A 16,376-nucleotide genomic window follows, 5' to 3' on the forward strand; every position below is an offset into this window, starting at 1 on the left:
GCAGCGCGACACGCCTGCGTACCACCTGGGTCAGCGAACCCGCCGCTCCCGCTCGATGCGGTCGCCGAGCTCGTCCACCACCAGGGTTTCCCGGTCGATGCTGTCTGCGCGGTACGCCGCCCGGCCGACGAGCTGCGCCAGCACCGGCGCGGTGAGCATCTGGAACAGGCCGACCAGGATCAGCCCCGAGGCGTAGATGAAGTCGAGCTGCACCGCGGTGCCGATCAGGATCAGGATCAGCCCGAGGGTCTGCGGCTTGGTCGCCGCCTGCAGCCGGGCCGTCACGTCCGGGAAGCTCAACACCCCGATCGCGCCGAACAGGCAGGACAGCGCGCCGCCGATCAGGCACACCGCGGAGAACACGTCCAACCAGCTCATCGGTACGGCTCCTTCTTCTCGATCAACCGCGCCGCGCTGACCGAACCGATGAAGGCCAGCAACGCGAAGGCGGCCAGCAACGCGATGTTCGAGCCGTCGCCCAGCCAGCCCATACCGACGCAGGTCCCCGCGACGGTCAGCGTGACGAACACGTCGACCGCCACGATCCGGTCCAGGGTGGTGCGGCCGAGCAGCAACCGGACGACCACCAGCAGGCCGGCCACGCACAGCAGGCCGACGGTGATCGCGAAGACCCAGGCCATGCTCACCCCTCCTGTCCGCTAACCAGCGCCAGCTCGTTCGCCGAGCCGACCGCCTGCACCACCCGCCGCTCCAGCGCCAGCACGTCGCGCCGCACCGATTCGACGTCCTCGACCCGCATGCCGAGCGCGTAGACGTAGCAGATCCGGTTGACCCGGTCGATCTGCAGGACGAACTGGCCGGGCGCCAGCGAAACCGCGTTGGCGACCATCGCGGTGATGTGGTCGGAGTCGGTCCGCAGCGTCACCGCGACGATGCCCGACTTCGCGTTCGGCCCGTGGCGCAGCGCCTGCCACGACACTCGCGCCGTGGAGCTCACCAGGTCCCAAGCCAGGTAGCCGACCAGTTGCAACAGCCGCAGCGGCCGCACCTTGATGTTGGTGCTGATCGGCGGCAGCGGGAACACGGTGGACACCAGCAGCGCCACCACCAGGCCGAAGAACAGCGTGCCGAGGTCGAAGGTGCCCCAAAGCATCACCCAGACCAGGGTCAGCCAGGCCACCAGCGGTAGCCGTTGCACGAGCCGCCGCCGGCGACCGATCGCCTGCTCACTCACTGGCGACACCTCCCAGCACCGCCGTCCGATAGGTCTCGCCGTGCATCAGGTCGGTCGCCGCCCGCCCGCTGACGTCGGCCAGCGGACCCGCCACCACGGCGATCACCACGCTCGCCGCCACCAGCACCCCGCTCGCGAAGACCATCGGCCGGTTCGACGTGGCAGTGCCGACGACAAGCTCGTCGGTGGGATCGGGGTCCGGCTCCGGCGCCTTGACCTGGCCCCAGAACGCCCGGGTCCACACCCGCGCCATCGCGTACAGGGTGAGCAGGCTGGTCAGCACCGCCCCGCCGGTCACCGCGTAGGCCGTCCAGGTGCCCGCGCCGGCACCGGCCTGCAGCAGCGCCAGCTTGGCGACGAAGCCGGAGAACGGCGGCACCCCGGCCAGGCTCAGCGCAGGCAGCGCGAACAACACCGCGATCAGCGGCGCGGCCTTCGCCAGCCCACCCATCCGGGTCAGCGCCACGGTGCCGGTGTGCCGCGTGATCAAACCGCTGACCAGGAACAACGTGGCCTGCACGGTGATGTGGTGCACCACGTAGAGGATCACGCCGGTCAGCCCCACCACGTCGTATACGCCGAGCCCGAACAGCATGTACCCGATGTGGCTGACCAGCAGGAACGACAGCAGCCGGTTGAGGTCGTTCTGCGCCAGCGCGCCCAGCGCGCCGACGATCATGGTGATCAGCGCGATGCCCAGCATCAGGTTCCAGCTCTCGGAATGGCTGAAGACCAGCGTCTGGGTGCGGATCAGCGCGTAGATGCCGACCTTGGTCAGCAGTCCGGCGAAGACCGCGGTGACCGGCGCGGGCGCGGTCGGGTAACTGTCCGGCAGCCAGAAGTGCAGCGGCACCATCGCCGCCTTCACCCCGAAGACGATAACCACCAGCAGCGCGAGCGCGACCTGCAGCCCGTCCGGCAGTTGCCGCACCTTCTCGCCCAGGTCGGCCAGGTTGACCGTGCCCGTGGACGCGTACACCAGCGCGATCATCGTGATGAACAGCAGCGACGAGGCCAGGCTGACGATCGTGTAGGTCATGCCCGCCCGGATCCGGGTGGCCGTGGTGCGCCGGGTGATCAGCACGTACGACGAACTCAGCATGATCTCGAACGCGACGAACAGGTTGAACAGGTCGCCGGTGAGGTACGCCAGCGACACGCCCGCGCACAGCATCAGGTACATCGGGTGGAACGTGGTGCTGGAGCGCTGGCGACCGTAGTCGGTGATGCGCTGGCCGATCGAATAGATCAGCACCGCGAAGGTCACCACCGACGAAACGACCAGCAGCAGCGCCGAAAGCCGGTCGGCGACGAGGGTGATGCCGAACGGCGCGGGCCACGCGCCCATCTGCAGCACCACCGGGCCGTAGCGGTCCGCGACGTAGAGCAGCACGGCCGCGTCGACGATGATCCCGCCGAGCACCAGGAGCCCGAGTGCGCGCTGCAGGTCGGCGAACCGACCCAGCGCCAACGACAGTCCAGCAGCGGCCAACGGCAACAACACGGGCAAGGCCACCAGGACTGTCACTGCGTGGCCTCCTTCGCCAGTTCTTCGGTGCTGTCGTCCTCGGACTCGGCGAGGCGGCGCTCCATCCGCTGGATGCGCCGGTCCTCCACGTCGTCGCGGACCTCGTCGTGGCCGAGCAGCGTCCACGACCGGTACGCCAGCGCCAGCAGGAAGGTGGTCAGCGCGAAGGTGATCACGATCGCGGTGAGCGCCATGGCCTGCGGCAGCGGGTCGGCCATCTCGTCCGGCGGGGTGGTACCGATCATCGCGGCGCCGGCCGGCGGGCCGCCGGCGGTCTGCAGCAGCAGGTTGGAGCCGTGGCCGAGGATCACGATGCCCAGCAGGATCCGCATCAGCGAGCGCTGCATCAGCAGATAGAAGCCGACCGAGTACAGCACGGCGAGCACGACCGCCATCGTCAGGTTGACCGTCATCGCTGCCCCCTGGCCGCCGCTTCGACGTCGGCTTCGATGCCCGAGCCCAGGGTGCGCAGCAGGTCCAGCACGACGCCGACGATCAGCAGGTAGACCCCGCTGTCCAGCAACACGCTGGAGACGAACTTGATCTCACCGAGCAGCGGCACGGTGAACTTGTAGATCGCAGTCTCCAGGATCTGCCCGCCGAAGAACAGCGGCAGGAACGCGGAGCCGGTCGCGATGGTCATGCCGAGGCCGATGAGCACCGGCGGGCGCATCGAGACGACGGCGCTGTCGTCCATCCGGCCGCCGGCGAGGTAGCGCAGCACGAACGCCTGCCCGGCGACCAGGCCGCCGCTGAAGCCGCCGCCGGCCCGGTCGTGCCCGGCGAACAGCAGGTAGATCGACAGCACCAGCACCGTCGGGAACACGATCCGGGAGGCCAGCTCCAGCAGCACGGTGCGCTGTGTCCCTTCGCGGGGGAAGCCGGACAGCAGCCAGCGTTCGCTCGGGGCGTCCCAGCTCGTCCAGGCGGGTTTGGGCTTCGTCGGCGATGTCATTCGCGCACCTCCTCCTGCTGCTGCTCGGCAAGGGCCGGGATCTTGACCCGCGTCGCCGGTGCCACGCGGGTGCTGCGTCTCCGCCGTTCGTGCCGGGACGCCAGGATCAGGCTGGCGACGCCGGTCGCCGCGACGGCGAGCACCGAGATCTCGCCGACCGTGTCGAAGGCGCGGAAGTCGACGATGATCGCGTTGACCACGTTGGTCGCGCCGGCGCCCTTCTCGGCGTTGGCGATGAACTCGGCGCTGGCCTCCGACGGCGCCTGCCGGGCCGCGCCGAAGACGACCGCGGCCAGCGAGATGAACACTCCGGCCGCGCCGGCGATGATCGCCTTGGGCACCCGCAGCGCCCGCGTGGTCCGCGTTTCGGACTGGGTGAAGCGAACCGGCAGCCGGCGCAGCACGAACACGAACGCCACCAGCGTCAACGTCTCGACCAGGAACTGCGCCAGCGCAAGGTCCGGGCCACCGTCCACGATGAACAGCCCACCGATGCCGTAGCCGACGACGCCGACCAGCAGCACCCCGGTCAACCGGCGGCGCGAGCGCAGCACCGCGATCGCCGCCACGACCACCACGATCCCCAACGGGATCTGCAGGAGGTTGTCGTAGAGGCGCAGGTCCGCCGGCACGCTGGCACGCATTAACAGCGCCGAGCCGGGGATCGCCAGCACGGTCAGCAGGATGATGCCGAGGTAGGTCGGCAGCGAACCGACCTGCAGGCGACCGGTGACCCCGACCGCGATCCGCTCCAGCAGAGCCATGATCCGCTCGTACCCGCGCTGCGCGTCCAGCAGGCGCGGCAGCTCGTTGCGCAGCGCGGTCAGGCGCGCCCGCCCAAGGTGCAGCACGACACCGCCGGTGACCGCGATCGCCGACAGCAGCAGCGGCAGCGTCAATCCGTGCCAAAGTCCCAGGTGGTAAGGGTTGTCGCCGGGCGGGAAGGCGCTGGCGTAAGCGCTCGCGAGACGGTCGGCGATCGGGAACCCGATGCCCAGGACAACGCCTGCGAGCGCGGGCAACCCGGCGGGCACCAGGGCCTCGAAGCCGGCCGGCTTCGCTTCGGTCGGCGCGATGTCCCGTTTCGCCGCGAAGGCGCCCCAAAGCAGCCGGAGGCTGTAGGCGACGGTCAGCATCGAGCCGACCACCAGCACCATGTCCACCAGCAGTTCCGGCTGCGTGCCGCCGAGGAAAGCGCTGAACGCCGCTTCCTTGCCGACGAAACCGAGCATCGGCGGCAGCCCGGCCATCGACGCCGCGCCCAGGGTCGCGATCCCCGCCAGCCACGGCATCCGGCGGCCCAGCCCGGACAGCTCCCGGATGTCGCGGGTGCCCGCCTGGTGGTCGATGATGCCGACGATCAGGAACAACGTGGCCTTGAACAGGCCGTGCGCCAACAACATCGTGGTCCCGGCGACCGCCGCCGTGTAGGTACCGGTGCCGAGCAGCACCATCAGGAAGCCGAGCTGGCTGACCGTGCCGTAGGCGAGCAGCTTCTTCAGGTCGTACTCGTGCAGCGCCCGCCAGCCGCCCAGCAGCATGGTGGCCAGGCCGAACACCACGGTCGGCAACCACCACTGGGGCATGCCGGTGAACACCGGCCCCAGCCGGGCCACCAGGAACACACCGGCCTTGACCATCGACGCGGCGTGCAGGTACGCGCTGATGGGCGTCGGCGCCACCATCGCGGCGGGCAGCCAGTTGTGGAACGGCAGCTGCGCGGACTTGGTGAACGCGCCGACCAGGATCAGCACCGCTGCCACCGCGACCGAGGTGCCGCCGGGCGGCTTCGCGATCAGCTCGGAGATCCGGTAGGTGCCCGCGGACTCGCCGAGCACCACGAAACCGAGCAGCATCACCAGCCCGCCCAGGCTGGTGATCATCAGCGCCTGCAGCGCCGACCGCCGCGACTCGCGGCTGATCCCGGCCTGCCCGACCAGCAGGAACGAGCAGATCGTGGTCAGTTCCCAGAAGACGTAGACGGTGATCAGGTGGTCGGCGAAGACCAGCCCGAGCATCGCGCCCGCGAAGGCCAGCAGCAGCGGCGCGGAACGCCTCGCGGCACCGCCGCCGCGGCTGAAGTACGCGTCGGAGTAGATCAGCACCAGCGCGCCGATGCCGGCCACCAACACGGTCATCAGCAGCGCGAGCGGGTCCAGCCGGAAGCTGAACTCCAGTCCGATCAGCGGCGCCCACGCGACCGTCTCGGTGATCACCTGCCCGGCCAGCACCGGTTGCGCCTGCGCCAGCACCCACACCAGCGCCGCCGCCGGCGGGACGGCCGCGGTCAGGAACGCGGCACGGGTGCTGCGCCGGGCGAGAAACGGGAGCGCGAGAGCCACCAGCAGGTGCACGATGACGAACGCGAGCAAAGGCACCTCCTCGACGCCGATTGGTCGTGGTCACCCGGACCCGCCGACACCCGGCCACCGGGATTGTTCGCCAACGCCACCGCAGACGCACCGCGACGAACGATGTCGGCGGCGTGCAAACGCTGCGAATATCGGCTTGAGGAAGGCTCGGGCCACCGATGCACAGCGAGGTCCGATCGGAGCCCAACTTATCCGAAACGCCCCAGTCCGAGCCAATCCGCCACCGGCGGCGTATTGGCCGCTCGGAGGCCTTTTTTCGTTGCGACGAAATGACCTTGGCGACATCCGGGGAGGCATCGCCGCGACCGTCGGCGTGGGATTGTTCACTTTTCGTAACGCCGATACCGCCACGCTGGGTGATCGTCTCGGGGTGCCGGGTAATCGTCCCAGCTGAGCAACGATCCTTGCCGGTTCCGCCTCGCCCCTCCTGCCGACCATGGAAAATATGGCCGTGCCCACGGATAGCTACGAGCCCGACACCCTGGCCGGCGCCGGCCGGCTGATCGCGGACCGGTACCGCTTGGACAGCAAGCTCGGCGGCGGTGCGATGGGCACCGTGTGGTCCGGCACGGACGAGCTGCTGCGCCGCCAGGTGGCGATCAAGGAGGTCAAGCTCCCGCCGGGGATGCCGGACGAGGAGGCCGCTGAGCTGCGCGAGCGGGCGCTCCGGGAAGCCCGCGCCATCGCCGTCCTGTCGCACCCCAATGTCGTGACGCTCTACGACGTCGCCCGCGAGGACGGCGAACCGTTCGTCGTCATGGAGCTGGTGCCGTCGCAGAGCCTCGCCGCGATCCTCGGCAAGCACGGCGCGCTCGACGACCACCAGCTGGCGATGATCGCCGACGGCGTCGCCTCCGGGCTGGAAGCCGCGCACCGGGCGGGCATCGTGCACCGCGACGTCAAACCCGGCAACGTGCTGATCGGCGACGACGGCCGGATCAAGGTCAGCGACTTCGGGATCTCCCGCAACATCGCCGAGCACACCATCACCAGCACCGGCATCCTGCTCGGGACCCCGGCGTTCATCGCGCCGGAGGTCGCCGCGGGCGAAGCCGTCACCGCCGCCGCCGACCTGTGGGGGTTCGGCGCGACGATGTTCGCCGCAGCCGAGGGGCACACGCCCTACGACGTGCAGGACGATCCGCTGGCCACCGTGACCGAGGTGGTGCGCGGTCCCGTGCCGGTGGTCACCAGGCCAGGCCCGATCGGCGACATCGTCCGGGGCCTGATGGTCAAGGACCCGACGCAGCGAATGCCGTTGACCGAAGCGCGCCGCCGGATCCAGCACCTGCTGCCCGAGCCCGGGAACCGCCCGTTCGCGATGCTGCTGGACCCGGATGCGCCGACGGTGAAGGTGCGGCAGCTGGTGTCGTCGTCGCCGCCGATGCAGCAGCCCTCGATCGGACCTGGCTCGGTGCCGCTGGCCCAGGATCCCGGCCTGCCGCCGTTCGCGTTGAAGGATCCGCCGCCGCAGGCGCGCCGCAGGTCGCCGTGGGCGGTGCTCGCGCTCGGCGTCGTCGCGGTCGTGCTCTTCGCCGCCGCACTGGCCGGGGGTTTCGCCGCGACCCGGCTGGCCGCGGGCGCGTCGGTGCTGCCGGATTCGGTGCCGCCGCTGGTCAAGCCCGGTCAGTTGTACCTGATCACGCACCACGACATCGCGAAACACACGGCCGCCCCGAACGCCGAGGAGTTCAGCATCAAGGCCCCGGGCGATCCGGGCTGGCGGCTGTTCCACAGCGAGCGCAACGACTTCGCCAACAGCGCGGTGGTGTCGTTCGTGTCCCCGGACGGCACCACGGAGATCGCCGTGCAGCGCTACGGCGGTTTCTTCCGCTCTGGCAAGGAGATGTCGGACTACGAGGCGGCGCTGCAGAACTCCGCCGCGGGTCCGTCGGGGGTCGCCGTGGAGTCCGCCGTTCCCACCGGCCAAGACCAGCAGCGCCTGAGGTACCGGACGACCGAGAAGTCGCTGATCGGCTCTCCCACCGAGGGGCGGCAGCTCGGCACCACCGCGGAGTTGATCCGCCACGGCAACGACCTCTGGATCGTGCGGGTCACGGTACCGAGCCGCCAGGCGCGGACCAGCGAACCGATCCTCAACCAGATCCAGCCGACCCTGCACATCGGTCCATGAGGATGTTCCCGCAGCCCATCTGCCGTGAGCTGCGGGAATGTCCTCATCGGACGTCCAGGCCACCGAACACGATCCGCAGGGTCCTCGCGAGTTCGCCGTGCCCTGCGTGTTCGTGCTCCGGGTGCGGGACCACCGCGTGGTCGAACCCGCCGAGGAGTACCTGGAGTACCTGCGGGGACGGCCAGATCGTCGAATCCCGCGACTACGTGGACCACTTCGCCTTCGCCGAGGCCAGCGGCGTGCTCGACTCGCTCCCCGCGGGCTGAAACGCCGCCGAGCGGCTCGGCACGGACTAAGCTGCGCGCCCGTGACGCCTACGACGACTTCTGACCCGTCCGCCGCCGCTAGCGCGGCCGCCGCCAAGCTCGCCGAGATCACCGGCATCGACCGTCACGACATCGTCGTGGTGCTCGGTTCCGGTTGGCAGCCTGCCGCCGAGGAGATCGGCCGGCCGGCCACCGAGCTGAGCATGTCCGACCTGCCGGGCTTCGCCGCGCCTGGCGCGATCGGGCACAGCGGCAAGATCTGGTCCGTGCCGGTAGGCGACAAGCGGGTGCTGGTCACGCTCGGGCGGACGCACCTTTACGAGGGCAAGGGCATCGAGCCGGTGGTGCACGGCGTGCGGACCGCGGTCGCCGCCGGGTGCCGGACCGTGGTGCTCACCAACGCCGCCGGCGGGCTGCGCGAGGGCATGCAGGTCGGTCAGCCGGTGCTGATCAGCGACCACGTCAACATGACCGCACGGTCGCCGCTGGTCGGCGCGAACTTCGTGGACCTCACCGACCTTTACTCGCCGCGGCTGCGGGAACTGGCCCGCGGCATCGACTCCTCGCTGGAGGAGGGCGTGTACGCCGGGCTGCCCGGCCCGCATTTCGAGACGCCGGCGGAGATCCGGATGCTACGCGGGCTCGGCGTCGACCTGGTGGGTATGTCCACGGTGCTGGAGGCCATCGCGGCCCGCGCCGAAGGCGCCGAGGTGTTCGGGCTGTCGCTGGTGACGAACCTGGCTGCCGGGCTGTCCGGGCAACCGTTGAACCACCAGGAAGTCCTGGACGCGGGCCAGGCTTCGGCCAGCCGGATGGGCAAGCTCCTGCGCTCCCTGCTGGAAGCCGCGTAGGGGCAGCTTTCCGGGCTCGTCCCGAGTGGCGGTGCGGGTGGCGGTACCTCAGATGCCGTCCGGACTCCGGGATCACCGATTCGTGCATGCCCAATACGCGGATTCAAGGACCGAACCGGCTTACGAGCCGACGCCGCAGCGCCCAGAATCACTGACGGAACCATTCATGATGCAACGGAGCTCTGGAGGCGGCGTGACGCTGGATGCGCAGGTGCGCGAGGCCGCTCGGCGCTGGATCGCCGACGACATCGACGCGCGAACGCAGGCCGAGTTGCAGCAGTTGCTCGACGCCGACGCCCCGCAGCTCGCGGACCGGATGTCCGGCATGCCTCAGTTCGGCACCGCAGGCCTGCGCGCGGCGGTGCGCGCGGGTGCGAACGGCATGAACCGCGCCGTGGTCGTGCGCACGACTGCGGGCCTGGCGGCCTGGTTGACCAAGCACGGTCACGCCGGCGGTGTCGTGGTGGTCGGTCGCGACGCGCGGCACGGCTCGGAGGACTTCGCCGCCGACGCCGCCGGTGTGCTGGCCGCCGCCGGTTTCGACGTGCGGATGCTGCCCGAACCGCTGCCGACGCCGGTGCTGGCCTACGCCGCCCGCGCGCTGCACGCGGTCGCGGGCATCCAGATCACCGCATCGCACAATCCGCCGCACGACAACGGCTACAAGCTGTACTTGCAGGGCGGCATTCACCTGGTGAGCCCGACCGACACCGAGATCGAGGCGGCGATCGCCGCGACTCCGGCGGCGAACGCGGTGCCGCGCGAGGAAAGCTGGTCGATCTGCGGGTCCGCACTCGACGACTACCTGGCACGGGTGTCGACGCTGCCGCGCGGCAACGCCCGCAGGCTCCGGATCGTGGCGACCGCATTGCACGGCGTCGGCGCGCAGACGCTGCTGCAGGCATTGCATCGCGTGGGATTCGACGACGTGCGCCTCGTTGCGTCCCAAGCGAAACCGGACCCGGACTTCCCCACCGTCGGCTTCCCGAACCCGGAGGAACCGGGGGCGACCGACGCGCTGCTGGAACTGGCCGCCGAGGTCGGGGCGGACCTGGCGATCGCGCTGGACCCAGACGCCGACCGGTGCGCGCTCGGTGTCGAGGACGACGGCGCCTGGCGGATGCTGCGCGGCGACGAAACCGGCGTCCTGCTCGCCCAGCAGATTCTGTCCACACTGGACTCCGACAGGGATCCAGACCCGTTGGTGGCGACCACGATCGTTTCGGCGACCATGCTGCGCTCGATCGCCGCCGAGTTCGGCGTCCGCTACGACGAGACGCTGACCGGGTTCAAGTGGTTGGTGCGCGCCGGTGACGGCGCCGGAACCGGACTGGTCTACGCCTACGAGGAAGCGCTCGGGCATTGCGTCGATCCGGACGCGGTGCGTGACAAGGACGGCATCTCCACCGCCGTCCTGGCCAGCGACCTGGCCGCCACTGCGAAAGCATCCGGGCGCAGCGTTCCGGAGCTGCTCGATGCGCTTTCCGCGAAGCACGGTGTGCACCAGACCGGCCAGGTTTCGGTGCGGGTCACGGATCTGAGCGCAATTCCGCGAATCATGCGGCGGCTCCGCGAACAGCCGCCGACCAAGCTCGCGGAGACCACTGTGGACGTGGACGACCTGTTGCCAGGAACCGATGCCCTGGTGATCACCGGGACGGGTGGGCTGCGCGTCGTCATCCGCCCGTCCGGGACCGAATCCAAGCTCAAGTGCTACCTGCAGGTAGTCGAGCACGTCGGCGAACTCCCGCTGGCGGCGGCGAAACAGCGGGCCGCGGACCGGCTGGACGCGCTGAAGCAGGCGGTTTCCGATCTGGTGCGGGGGGACTGACGATGCCGAGACTGCTGATCGTGCACCACACGCCGTCGCCGGGCATGCAGGCGATGTTCGAGAAGGTCGTCGCGGGCGCCACGACCGACGAGATCGAGGGCGTCGAAGTGGTGCGGCGAGCGGCGTTGAGCGCCACCGCCAGCGACGTCCTCGAAGCCGACGGCTACCTGCTGGGCACCCCGGCGAACCTCGGCTACATCAGCGGCGCGCTCAAGCACTTCTTCGACACGATCTACTACCCGTGCCTGGATTCGACGATCGGTCGGCCGTACGGCTGCTACGTGCACGGCAACGAGGGCGTGGAGGGCGCGCTGCGAGCGATCCGGTCGATCACGAAGGGTCTGTCGTGGCAGCAGGTGGCGGAACCGGTCACGGTGCTCGGCCAGCCGGACAAGGATGCGCTGGAGGCCTGCTGGGAACTCGGCGCCACCGTCGCGGCCGGGCTGATGCCCTGAACAGCCGCGACGACGTTTCCGCGCTCACATCGACCGCGCAACGGCGCCCCGTCCGGAGCTGGCGGGTGGCGATTTCGCGCGAAATCGCCACCCCCACCGCGTGCCGGGCGGCGATTTCGCGCGAAATCGCCGTGTTCCGCGACCAACCCCAGTTGATCTTGGTCCGCCCGGTCGGAGTAACCTGATCGTGTCGTCGGGGCGCGCCCCTTGACGGCAGTGGGGCGCCCCGGGCAAAGCCCGCCTTCCCTCATCAACGTGCGATGTTCGGGGCGCCCCGCACCTCGCTCATGGTAATCGACCGACCGGTCCGAGCAGCTCAGCAGGTCGATCGAGGAGAACTGCGCAGGACTCCGGCAGCATTTGTCCAGCCGCAGGGGTTACCCTGCGACAGTGAGTGAGGAAGCGATCCGACTCGAACTCGACGACTCCGGCGTCTCCGTGGATCTCCCACAGCCCCCCGGTCCGAACGATCAGGTTCAGGGCGTTCCCTACCGACCTGTCGAGTTCCGTGACGACGACCTGCCGGCCGCCCTGGAGCGGTCCGCCCAATGGCTTCGCGAAGCCCAGAACTGGCTGGGTGAACCCATCGATGTCATCGCAGTCCACCTGGACTACGACGATCGCGAAGGCGTCCCCTACTACGACCTCAAGTTGCTCTGCAACGAAGAGGATCTAGCAGGAGCACCGATCGCCCTGCGGAGATTGCAGAGCGGCGCCGTCGGCTGAGACCTGCGGCACGTACCGCCGTGGTCGGCCGACCACGGCGAGCAGTGCCGGAAACCAACGGACCTCGGCCGCAGAACCGAACGAATTGATCGCGATGGCCCGCCCGGCCCCCGGGCGGGCCATCGCCGTTTACAGCTCAGCACCGGGACCCCGGGCCACATCACCGCGCCAACAACGCGCGGCGGGAAACCACAGTTTCAACTGAAACTGTGCAGCCATCGCCCGCGGCCGCCACCCTCAGCGGCGAATCACATTGCGCGCCACGGATTCGCGCACCGACGGGAAAGTTCAGACCTTGGGCTTGGCCCAGCGCTCCAACTGGTCCGCCACTTCGGGGAGTTCTCGCTGGTCGCGGCCGACCTCGCGGACCAGCACCAGGGCCGTCTCGTCGTCGGCTTCCACCCACCAGCCGTTCACGTCGCACATCGCCACCGCGGCCACCCAGCCCAGCCGCCAGTTGCCCTCGGCCAGCGGCCGGGTGCGCACGATCGAATCCAGCAACGCGGCCGACTTCAGCCACAGCGTCTCGTAGGCGGGTACGCCGAGAACCTTCGCGCGCGGGCGGTACGCCGCCGCGTCTAGCAGTCCGCTGTCCCGCACCAGCAGATCGCCGTCGGCCACAGCCGTCGCGAGCAGGAGCAGGTCGGACGTGTCGAGATATACGGTCACCGGTCAATAGTTGATCATGCAGGACCGAGCTTGTCCAACAAGCCCTGATATCGCGGCAGGACGCGTCGCATGACGTCGTCTAGCTGCTGTTCCTTCTGCTGCCGCGCCCAGCGCTCCGCTAGCGCGCTGCGCACGACCTCCTGCTTGGACCGTCCCTCGGCCGCCGCGAGCTCGGCGAGCCGCTGGTTCTCTTCCTCGGTGAGGCGCAGGGTCATGGCCATGCGGTAGATGGTATCGCGCTGATACCACTCGTCAAAGGCGATACTTTCGGTCGATGGCGAGACCGCGAGCGCACGACGAAGCCCTCCGCACCCGCCTGCTGGACCGGGCCGGGGAGCTGCTCTCCGCGCACGGCCCAGAAGGGCTCAGCCTGCGCCGGCTCGCCGCGGACGTGGGCACCTCGACCACCGCGGTGTACTCCCTGCTCGGCGGCAAGCCGGGGCTGGTCCGCGAGCTGTACGTCGAGGGGTTCCGGCGGTTGTGCGACCGGATGGAGCGGGTGGCTCGGACCGGCGACTCGGAGCACGACCTGACCGCGCTGGGCCACGCCTACCGGGACAGCGCGCTGGCCAACCCACACTTCTACTCGATCATGTTCGGCCACGCGGTGCCCGACTTCACCCCCGACGAGCAGGCGTGGGAGCAGGCGCTGCGCAGCATCCAGCCGCTGCGGGACGCCATCGGCAAGGGCATCGAGGACGGGGAGCTGATCGACGCCGACCCGGCCGAGGTCGTCTTCGCGGCCTGGGCCCTGGTGCACGGCCTGGTCTCGCTGGAGCTGAGCGGTTCGGCGCCCACCGAAGACGAGCGCAGCGCCCACTACGACCAGGCACTGCGCAATGGTTTCGCCGGTTGGCGGCGCTGACCCCGAAGCGACGGGGGGTTCCTCCGGGGCCAGCGCGTCGTGAGCCTCCAGGCCTGGTCAATGGCCACGAGCGCCCACGACTGCCTCCGGGTCGTGCCGGTTCTCGCCCGGTGCAGGGGCGTTCGGGGTTCCGCCGCCCGCACCGCCGCGCGGCACGCTCCGAAACGTCCTCAGCCGAGCGCGTTGTGGATGGCGGTCATGAGTTCACCCTCGGGGGTGTCGCCGTCCATCGACCAGACCATCGCGCCGCCGAGGCCTTGCTGCTTGAGGTACTCGACCTTGCGGGTGATCTCGGCCGCGTCGTCGAAGGTCCAGAACGTGGTTCCGTCGTAGAGCCAGGCGAAACCGGCCTTCTCGTCGCGGTGCAGGGTGAACGAGCCGGCCTTGGCCTTGAGCACCTTGTAGTCCTCGAAGCCGGCCTCGTACTTTGCCGGGGCGGGACCCGTCGAGCTCTGGAACAGGCCGTTGTTCTGGTTCGGCACCCCAGTCCAGCCGCGACCGTAGAACGGCACGCCGAGCACTAGCTTGTCGTTCGGCGCCCCGGCTGCACGCCAGGCCTTGACCGTCTGGTCGATGCTCCACTTCTCCGGCGACGGGTCGCCATCGGGGCTGAAGATCGCCGACTGGTGGTTGGTCGTCGGGTCGTAGGCGCCGTGCAGGTCGTAGCCCTGGATCGTGCCGAAGGTGAGCAAGTCGAAGACCTTCGGCATCTCATAGCCGGCCTCGATCTTCTTCGGGTCGGCGGGCAGGAATGCGCTGATGTCGTAGGTCTTGCCGAGCTCCTGGCCGACGTCGTCGAGCTGGGTGCGCCATTCCTGCAGCAGCGCGGTGTAGTTCTGCTTGTCCGCCGGGTCGACGACGTTGCCGGGGCCACCCTCGGAGGCCGGCCACTCCCAGTCGAGGTCGACGCCGTCGAAGACGCCCGCGGCGATGCCGTCCCCGCCCTGCGGTTCGCCGATCTTCGGCAGATTGCCGCGGATCCACATGTCGATGCAGGACTTGACGTGGGCGGCGCGCGATTCGGGGGTCGCCGCGGCCGCGTGGAAGTTCTTCGACCAGGTCCAGCCGCCAAAGGAGATGTAGACCTTCAGGCCGGGGTGCTTCGCCTTGAGCTGCTTGAGCTGGTTGAGGTTGCCCGCCAGCGGCTGGTCGTAGGCGTCGGCCGTGCCGTTGACGGTCTGCTCGGCGGTGAAGCGACGCTGGTAGTCGGCCCAGGCGTCGCCTTCGCCGGCCTGGTTGACCTGGAAGCACTTGCCGCCGGCGTCGAGGTTGCCGAAGGCGTAGTTGAGGTGAGTCAACTGCCCGGCGGCACCGGAGGTGTCGAGGTTCTTGACGAAGTAGTTGCGGTCGTAGATCGACCACTGGGTGAAGTAGCCGACCTTGCGGGCGGCGGCCTGCGGCTGGGGGGCGGCCGGGGTGTCTGCGGCCCCGGCCGGGGCGGCCAGCGCGGGCAGCCCCAGCGCGAGGATCGCGGCGAGCAACACCGGCAGTCGGAACGGGAAGCGGCGTCTTACGGACATGGCGACTCCTGCGTCATCGTGGGATCGCTCAAGATGGTTTAGACCATATTCGGATTAGGTCTAGACCAGATAGCGCCCGTTTGGCCGCAAGCCGCTGCTGCGGGCGGCTCACGACAGCACCCGCGGCGAGCACCCCACGAATCCCGGAAATCCCAGGTAGGACCGGCCGCGACACGACGTGCCGAGGCATCTCCAGGGCTTCCAGCCTTAGGAAAAACCGGGAAATTCCCGCTGCGGCGCGGCAGCGGCGTTCCCGACTTCGGGCAAATCGGGAACGCTCATCCTCCGCGCGATCTTGGAGTCGTCAGACCGCGCCGTACTCGCGGTCACCCGCGTCGCCGAGGCCCGGGACGATGTAGCCCGACTCGTTTAGCCGCTCGTCGACGCTCGCGGTCACCACCCGCACCGGCAGCCCGGACTCCTCGAGCCGGCGCACGCCCTCCGGGGCGGCCAGCGTGCAGATCGCCGTGACGTCGGTGGCACCGCGGTCGGTCAGCAGGCTGATCGTGTGCACCATCGAGCCGCCGGTGGCCAGCATCGGGTCCAGCACGAACACCGGACGCCCTGCGAGGTCGGCGGGCAGCGACTCCAGGTACGGCGTGGGCTGCAGAGTGGTCTCGTCCCTGGCGAGGCCGACGAAGCCCATCTGCGCTTCCGGGATCAGCCGGTGCGCCTGGTCGGCCATGCCGAGACCGGCCCGCAGCACCGGAACCAGCAGCGGCGGGTTCGCCAGCCGGTAGCCGTTGGTGCGCGCCACGGGCGTGTGGATGGGCTCCACCGCCACCTCGGCGCCCCGCGTCGCCTCGTAGATGAGCATCAGCGTCAGCTCTTGCAACGCGGCGCGGAACGCGGCGCTGTTGGTACGCGCATCGCGCATTGTGGACAGCCTTGCTTTCACCAGGGGGTGGTCCACGACCCGTACATCCATGACCGACAACAGTAACCGCCAACCCTGGGCGACACGTTGCCGCTGCTCAACAACGTGTCCACGGTCGCACCCGACCTCAGC

Annotated in this window: 17 protein-coding genes; 6 read left to right on the forward strand and 11 right to left on the reverse strand. The window is 69.6% G+C overall.

The genetic code is table 11. The features are described from left to right. Positions 1-30: 30 nt before the first annotated feature. The 7 genes from mnhG to mbhE are packed head-to-tail and all read right to left on the reverse strand — an operon-like array spanning position 31 to position 6,050. Entirely contained in the window at positions 31-378 is a 348-nt protein-coding gene (gene mnhG, locus ACRXBZ_RS14980) for a monovalent cation/H(+) antiporter subunit G (protein WP_168585323.1), read from the reverse strand. Then, a complete protein-coding gene (locus tag ACRXBZ_RS14985; RefSeq protein ID WP_168585324.1) occupies positions 375-641 on the reverse strand; it encodes an MrpF/PhaF family protein in 267 nt (88 codons plus the stop codon). The genes mnhG and ACRXBZ_RS14985 overlap by 4 nt, the downstream gene beginning before the upstream one ends. A gap of 2 nt (positions 642-643) precedes the next feature. Then, positions 644-1,195 carry a Na+/H+ antiporter subunit E gene (locus tag ACRXBZ_RS14990; RefSeq protein ID WP_246868866.1) on the reverse strand — a complete coding sequence of 184 codons (552 nt, stop codon included), beginning with the start codon at positions 1,193-1,195 and terminating at the stop codon, positions 644-646. Further along, the gene (locus ACRXBZ_RS14995) at positions 1,188-2,723 is read right to left on the reverse strand and encodes a Na+/H+ antiporter subunit D (protein WP_433879647.1); all 1,536 of its coding nucleotides are present in this window, start codon (positions 2,721-2,723) and stop codon (positions 1,188-1,190) included. Before ACRXBZ_RS14995 ends, ACRXBZ_RS14990 begins: the two co-directional genes overlap by 8 nt. Then, positions 2,720-3,136 (reverse strand): Na(+)/H(+) antiporter subunit C, encoded by a 417-nt coding sequence (locus tag ACRXBZ_RS15000; protein WP_433879648.1) that lies wholly within the window; start codon positions 3,134-3,136, stop codon positions 2,720-2,722. Before ACRXBZ_RS15000 ends, ACRXBZ_RS14995 begins: the two co-directional genes overlap by 4 nt. Next, entirely contained in the window at positions 3,133-3,678 is a 546-nt protein-coding gene (locus tag ACRXBZ_RS15005; protein WP_433879649.1) for an MnhB domain-containing protein, read from the reverse strand. Before ACRXBZ_RS15005 ends, ACRXBZ_RS15000 begins: the two co-directional genes overlap by 4 nt. Then, positions 3,675-6,050, reverse strand: coding sequence for a hydrogen gas-evolving membrane-bound hydrogenase subunit E (gene mbhE / locus ACRXBZ_RS15010; protein ID WP_433879650.1), 2,376 nt, complete (start codon positions 6,048-6,050; stop codon positions 3,675-3,677). Before mbhE ends, ACRXBZ_RS15005 begins: the two co-directional genes overlap by 4 nt. Before the next feature lie 445 nt (positions 6,051-6,495). On the opposite strand from mbhE, the gene ACRXBZ_RS15015 reads away from it, so the two are divergent. From ACRXBZ_RS15015 to ACRXBZ_RS15035, 5 genes are all read left to right on the forward strand, one after another. Then, positions 6,496-8,184 (forward strand): serine/threonine-protein kinase, encoded by a 1,689-nt coding sequence (locus ACRXBZ_RS15015; RefSeq protein WP_433879651.1) that lies wholly within the window; start codon positions 6,496-6,498, stop codon positions 8,182-8,184. A 307-nt stretch (positions 8,185-8,491) separates the two neighbouring features. Next, positions 8,492-9,301, forward strand: coding sequence for a purine-nucleoside phosphorylase (locus ACRXBZ_RS15020; RefSeq protein ID WP_433883884.1), 810 nt, complete (start codon positions 8,492-8,494; stop codon positions 9,299-9,301). 169 nt (positions 9,302-9,470) lie between these two features. Beyond that, complete coding sequence (locus ACRXBZ_RS15025; protein WP_433883885.1) at positions 9,471-11,132, forward strand: phospho-sugar mutase; 1,662 nt, start codon at positions 9,471-9,473, stop codon at positions 11,130-11,132. 2 nt (positions 11,133-11,134) lie between these two features. Further along, on the forward strand, positions 11,135-11,587 hold the full coding sequence (locus ACRXBZ_RS15030; protein WP_433879652.1) for a flavodoxin family protein: 453 nt from the start codon (positions 11,135-11,137) through the stop codon (positions 11,585-11,587). A 390-nt stretch (positions 11,588-11,977) separates the two neighbouring features. Next, positions 11,978-12,313, forward strand: coding sequence for a hypothetical protein (locus ACRXBZ_RS15035; protein ID WP_168585332.1), 336 nt, complete (start codon positions 11,978-11,980; stop codon positions 12,311-12,313). Between the two features lie 288 nt (positions 12,314-12,601). On the opposite strand, the gene ACRXBZ_RS15040 is transcribed toward ACRXBZ_RS15035, so the two are convergent. Together ACRXBZ_RS15040 and ACRXBZ_RS15045 are read right to left on the reverse strand one after the other, a co-directional pair. Next, positions 12,602-12,982, reverse strand: a complete 381-nt coding sequence (locus tag ACRXBZ_RS15040) for a type II toxin-antitoxin system death-on-curing family toxin (protein WP_433879653.1) — start codon at positions 12,980-12,982, stop codon at positions 12,602-12,604. Between the two features lie 14 nt (positions 12,983-12,996). Further along, complete coding sequence (locus ACRXBZ_RS15045) at positions 12,997-13,203, reverse strand: type II toxin-antitoxin system VapB family antitoxin (RefSeq protein ID WP_168585334.1); 207 nt, start codon at positions 13,201-13,203, stop codon at positions 12,997-12,999. Between the two features lie 53 nt (positions 13,204-13,256). Between ACRXBZ_RS15045 and ACRXBZ_RS15050 the strand changes: the two genes are divergently transcribed. After that, positions 13,257-13,847 (forward strand): TetR/AcrR family transcriptional regulator, encoded by a 591-nt coding sequence (locus tag ACRXBZ_RS15050; RefSeq protein WP_433879654.1) that lies wholly within the window; start codon positions 13,257-13,259, stop codon positions 13,845-13,847. Between the two features lie 170 nt (positions 13,848-14,017). Here ACRXBZ_RS15050 and ACRXBZ_RS15055 read toward each other — a convergent pair whose 3' ends face one another. Together ACRXBZ_RS15055 and upp are read right to left on the reverse strand one after the other, a co-directional pair. Beyond that, a complete protein-coding gene (locus ACRXBZ_RS15055; RefSeq protein WP_433879655.1) occupies positions 14,018-15,367 on the reverse strand; it encodes a glycoside hydrolase family 18 protein in 1,350 nt (449 codons plus the stop codon). Positions 15,368-15,671: 304 nt separating this feature from the next. Continuing rightward, positions 15,672-16,295: a uracil phosphoribosyltransferase gene (gene upp / locus ACRXBZ_RS15060; protein ID WP_433879656.1), complete on the reverse strand. Its 624-nt coding sequence runs from the start codon at positions 16,293-16,295 to the stop codon at positions 15,672-15,674. Positions 16,296-16,376: the final 81 nt, after the last annotated feature.

Origin of the sequence: Saccharopolyspora hattusasensis, assembly GCF_050972075.1 — a bacterium.
Lineage (GTDB): Bacteria > Actinomycetota > Actinomycetes > Mycobacteriales > Pseudonocardiaceae > Saccharopolyspora > Saccharopolyspora hattusasensis.